Annotated in this window: 9 protein-coding genes and 1 pseudogene; 2 read left to right on the top strand and 8 right to left on the bottom strand. The window is 60.5% G+C overall.

What is annotated here, in order from left to right:
- The 3 genes and pseudogenes from QZ184_RS10535 to petN all read right to left on the bottom strand — a co-directional run.
- Positions 1-233: pseudogene (locus QZ184_RS10535) on the bottom strand (7,8-didemethyl-8-hydroxy-5-deazariboflavin synthase subunit CofH); the annotation flags it as partial.
- A 164-nt stretch (positions 234-397) separates the two neighbouring features.
- Positions 398-556 (bottom strand): hypothetical protein, encoded by a 159-nt coding sequence (locus tag QZ184_RS10540; RefSeq protein ID WP_010317254.1) that lies wholly within the window; start codon positions 554-556, stop codon positions 398-400.
- 24 nt (positions 557-580) lie between these two features.
- Positions 581-682 carry a cytochrome b6-f complex subunit PetN gene (petN, locus tag QZ184_RS10545; RefSeq protein ID WP_010317256.1) on the bottom strand — a complete coding sequence of 34 codons (102 nt, stop codon included), beginning with the start codon at positions 680-682 and terminating at the stop codon, positions 581-583.
- A 77-nt stretch (positions 683-759) separates the two neighbouring features.
- On the opposite strand from petN, the gene clpS reads away from it, so the two are divergent.
- Positions 760-1071 carry an ATP-dependent Clp protease adapter ClpS gene (gene clpS, locus QZ184_RS10550; protein WP_010317258.1) on the top strand — a complete coding sequence of 104 codons (312 nt, stop codon included), beginning with the start codon at positions 760-762 and terminating at the stop codon, positions 1069-1071.
- Between the two features lie 9 nt (positions 1072-1080).
- Here clpS and QZ184_RS10555 read toward each other — a convergent pair whose 3' ends face one another.
- Positions 1081-1305 (bottom strand): hypothetical protein, encoded by a 225-nt coding sequence (locus QZ184_RS10555; RefSeq protein ID WP_010317260.1) that lies wholly within the window; start codon positions 1303-1305, stop codon positions 1081-1083.
- Between the two features lie 79 nt (positions 1306-1384).
- Here QZ184_RS10555 and QZ184_RS10560 point away from each other — a divergent pair, with 79 nt between their 5' ends.
- Positions 1385-1663, top strand: a complete 279-nt coding sequence (locus tag QZ184_RS10560) for a DUF2103 domain-containing protein (protein WP_296419520.1) — start codon at positions 1385-1387, stop codon at positions 1661-1663.
- Position 1664: 1 nt separating this feature from the next.
- Here QZ184_RS10560 and QZ184_RS10565 read toward each other — a convergent pair whose 3' ends face one another.
- The 4 genes from QZ184_RS10565 to QZ184_RS10580 form a co-directional block, all read right to left on the bottom strand.
- Complete coding sequence (locus QZ184_RS10565; protein WP_296419522.1) at positions 1665-1913, bottom strand: DUF1651 domain-containing protein; 249 nt, start codon at positions 1911-1913, stop codon at positions 1665-1667.
- A 145-nt stretch (positions 1914-2058) separates the two neighbouring features.
- Positions 2059-2229, bottom strand: a complete 171-nt coding sequence (locus tag QZ184_RS10570; RefSeq protein WP_296419525.1) for a hypothetical protein — start codon at positions 2227-2229, stop codon at positions 2059-2061.
- Positions 2230-2758: 529 nt separating this feature from the next.
- Positions 2759-3004 (bottom strand): hypothetical protein, encoded by a 246-nt coding sequence (locus tag QZ184_RS10575; protein ID WP_296416897.1) that lies wholly within the window; start codon positions 3002-3004, stop codon positions 2759-2761.
- Positions 3005-3364: 360 nt separating this feature from the next.
- Positions 3365-4023 (bottom strand): helix-hairpin-helix domain-containing protein (locus tag QZ184_RS10580; RefSeq protein WP_296419528.1); only part of this gene is annotated, 659 nt, incomplete at its 5' end.

Consider the following 4023-nt stretch of genomic DNA (forward strand, 5'->3'; position numbering starts at 1 on the left):
TCAGCGGCCTTGCTGCGAAGCAGCTCCAGGTCATGCCAGTAGGCGCCTGGAGCGCCGGCATCACGGCGAAAGGCGCAAAAGCTGCAGTGTTGAACGCAGTGGTTGGTGAAGTTGAGATTCCGGTTCACCACGTAGGTGACCGTCTCTCCAACCAGCTCTTGCCGCAGGGCATCGGCCTGCTGCTGAAGGCTGACGGAGTCGCCACAGCTCAGTAGTGCCTCGGCCGCAGCAATCGAAGCAGGGCTGGCAGGGTTTTGCGCCAGTGCGTCCTGGAGCTGCTGCTGCGACTGCAGCGTCCAGGGTTCTGGATGAAGAGAAGCGGAACGATCTGGAGCTGTCACCAACAGCTCGACGGAACGGTCCCAGGCCCAAGGTTCAAAAACCCCCGGCTCGAGCGTCACTTGCGGGCGCGAGCTGAGGGCTGAACCGGTTGCTGGCGGCGACGCCTGTCGCGCCACTCAATGGTGGAGAGATAGAGGACTCCACCGCTGACAAACACCAACAGGGCTGCGGTGGTCACCGCGAGAACACTGTTGATGTTGAGCGACTCAATCACGGATGAGTAACCCGGCGCTCAGGCTCAGAAATTCAGGGTGCCGTCGCCGTTGCGACCCCAGACGACCATGGCGATCGAGAAGGTGAAGACGGCGGCAAGAGCGGCCCAACCCACAGTGATCAGCATGGTGCGCAGAAAGCGTTTGGACGAGTGTAACCAGGGCTGTGACCCAAACTGAGATCAGATCTGCTGGCTGTTTCGAGATGCAACCCATCCGCTCCATCAGCTCCTCCCCAGGCGGACAGGCCGTCATGGAGCGGCAGCGGGTCAGAGCGCCGTACCCCACGGGTCGGGTGATCGTTCTCGACGATGACCACAACACGTTCCAACACGTGGTTGAGGTGCTGGTGAAACACATCCCAGCCATGGTCAGCGATCGCGCCTGGGAGCTGGCCCATCAGATCGACTCGCAGGGCTCAGCGGTGGTTTGGAGCGGTCCGCTCGAGCAGGCTGAGCTCTACCACCAACTCTTGGCCGGAGAGGGCCTGACCATGGCCCCTGTGGAGCGGGGCTAGGGATCTCGGTTAAGCGAAGCGCCGTTGCAGCAGCTCAAACATCGGCAGCGTGCGCAGACGCTCCTGTTCGGCATCCAGAACGAAGCTGAGGATGCGACCTGAGCAGACCGCCACGCCCTTGACGCTCTGGTCACCACTGCGCTCAAGGCTGACCAACTGGGCGGCACCACCAAGCTCGTCACTGAGCCGTTGCCGCAGCTGCTCGCGCAGCTCTGGAGCGTGCTGGCCTGCCATCCGGCAAAAGAGGGGACAGCATCTCTAGCAGCGGTCAGGCAATCCCGCCACCAGGGCACTGGTTTCTAGGGTGCCCGCCATGGGACGGCTGGTCATCACCCACAGCACCTACCTCGAGGGCCTGATTCCCTGCCTGAAACGGCTGGTCCGCGAGCCCGAGATCGACACGATCACACCGGCTGTCATTTCGCGGGTTAAGGGCCGGGCGCCAGAACTGCGCCTGAAGGTCTCCATTCCCATCCGCGGTGGCTGGAAGGTGGTCGCACGGCGCGGAAGCAGCGCCCAGGAAGTGTTTGTGGTGACTGGACTGAGCGCCGGGGAACTGGAGCAGCGAATCCAGAGCGCGCTGGCGCGCTGATCTAGACCTCGACTTCCTGACCCCACTGGGGCGCCACCGGGGTCCAGCCACGGCTCAGAAGAGCCCGCCAAAGCTCAACTGCCTGGTCTCGATGGAGGTGGTCACGGGACTGGAGCAGAGGAGGTTGTGCTGGAAAAGGTCGCCCTGAATCGACGAAGACCATCGGGTCTTGCGCCCAACTTTTTTCGTCGCGATGGAAGCGCTTGGTCGCGAGCGTGGCGGGATCCTGGAGCCAACCGTGTCCTGGCATGGGGGTGAGGCGACAGAAGCAGCGGACGCAGCGGGCCAGACCCAATCCGAGGCGCGAAAGGTGGCGTACGGGGAAGCAACAGGAGCCATGGGCCCGATGCGAGTACACCTGTACTAGCCGGCTTCAGTTGCGCTGTCAACAGGCCCTAGTCGGAACGCTCAGCAAGAACCCTCATCACCTGCCGGCGCACGCGCTGCATCTGGGTGCGTTGGATTTCGTAGCGGGTCGAGCGGGTGAATCCGTAGAAGAGAACAACCCAGGTCGCGCTCAGCCCGAGGGCAATCAGGGCGACGGAAAGAGCATTGATTTCGCCCACACCGCACGCTTCGAGGTGGTCTTAACGGTACGAGCGGCTGCACAGACCCAATCGCCAATCGCTGATGCAGCGCCTGGCCTGCTCACGCTTGCGTTGCTGGCGGGCCAGCTCACGGCGCTGCCAATCACTGAGCTGCTCTTGGCCCCCTGCGGACGGCGTAGAACTGCTTTGCGCGAACGCTGGGGCCAGAAACAAGCCAAGACTGAAGCCAACAGCAACCAGCAACCGGGACATCACGTGGTCACGCCAACATCGGATGCACTCAAGTCTGGAAACAGCAAACGCCGGCGTCAGTGAGCAGAAACGCTGCTCTTGTCGAATCGCAAAGAGCTGGCAGGCTTTGGCTGTCGCTGGGAGGCATCAATGGCCCCAGATCAACACAACGACAACAACAAATCGACTGATCAAGCTGCGATCAGCGAATTGAAGAAACCGACCAACCGCAAGCGAAGTGCCAAGGGTGCCCGCTGCACGCATGCTCCGGGCTGGTGCAGAACAACTCACCCACTCGCCAGCTAGCGGTAGAGCGTTAAAAACCAATGAGCCGGTAGCCAAGCTCCGAGTGAATCACCTGCGGTGACCATCCATGCAGGATCAAATGCTGACTAAAGCGACGGGCTTCAAGGAGGCTCTGGAGTTCCCGTTGTTCCACCACACGCATGGGCTCACCGTGAGCCAGCAGTTCGTGGCAGGCGGAATAGGCACCGAGGTCATTGGCGTCATAAAAGACCCAGATCCCGCGGTATTCCGCCTTGGGATCAGAAAAGCGAAGCAAACACGGATTGCTAAATGAGGTGGGCACGATGGTCTCTGTTCAACCCTGTTTTGAAACTGCAGGTGCGAGGCGACCTCAATCAGTGACCAATCGCACAAAGACACCGTTCTTATTGACAACGGCGTAGCGATCGACACACCAGCTCGAGCTATCCCGCGGGAGAACACAACGAGAGCATCAGTCCTGCGTGAAGCCCCTGGGTTTGCTGGCGATGATCAGCCTGCGAGTGGCGATGAATGACGGTGTCTTCATCGAACAAAGACGAATGCCCACCAGGCAACCCTCGAAGGAACTACGAGCAGCAATTGTTCGGCCCTGGAAGCGCGGGAGCAGACCTGATCCGCAGATCCGTGCGACGCCTCAGGCCACCTCCTGGGAGCGAATTTGAGCGATGAGCTTTGGACCGATCCCACGAATCGACTGCAGCTCGGCGTCTTCAGCCGCCTGAACCATGGCCGGAGTCCTCAGGCCGGCATTCCAGAGCAGTTGTGCCTTTTGAAGGCCGATACCGCGCAGTGTGGTCAGTTCAGCAATGAAGACTTCATCGGGAAAGCTCTCACCCTTGAGGCTGGAGGCCACCGATCGAAATGTCTCCTGATCGACCAGGGCATAGATCTGCATCAACTTCTGATCGACATGGAGCACCTTGCTCTCAAAAATCTCGCGAAACCGAATGAGCAGCCTGAGCTTCTGCTCACGCTCAACGCCAGAGTCCGCCATCCATGAGTCGATCTGAACTTGACTGAGTTCAGCCAAGGCCACAAAACCATCAGGGCGATAAGGAATCCATTCGCCACATCCTTTTCCAGTGCGCTGAATCGGCTGAAGATCAGGAGGATTTTGCGTACGCTGCTGGCCATCCCGCTTCAGATAAGCCAGCGGGGTGTGAAAGCTCAGCCTGGCGTGATAGCGCCAGAAGGCGATGGTTTGAAGTTCAGAAGCTGTGCTGACCTCAGCCGGCGTCGGCTGGGCAGCAGGCTCCGCAACGGTGGGCGCTGGTGCCCGAGAGGAGGAAAGAA

This window comes from Vulcanococcus sp. DEBay_Sum22DG08_74, from assembly GCF_017852955.1.
Lineage (GTDB): Bacteria > Cyanobacteriota > Cyanobacteriia > PCC-6307 > Cyanobiaceae > Vulcanococcus.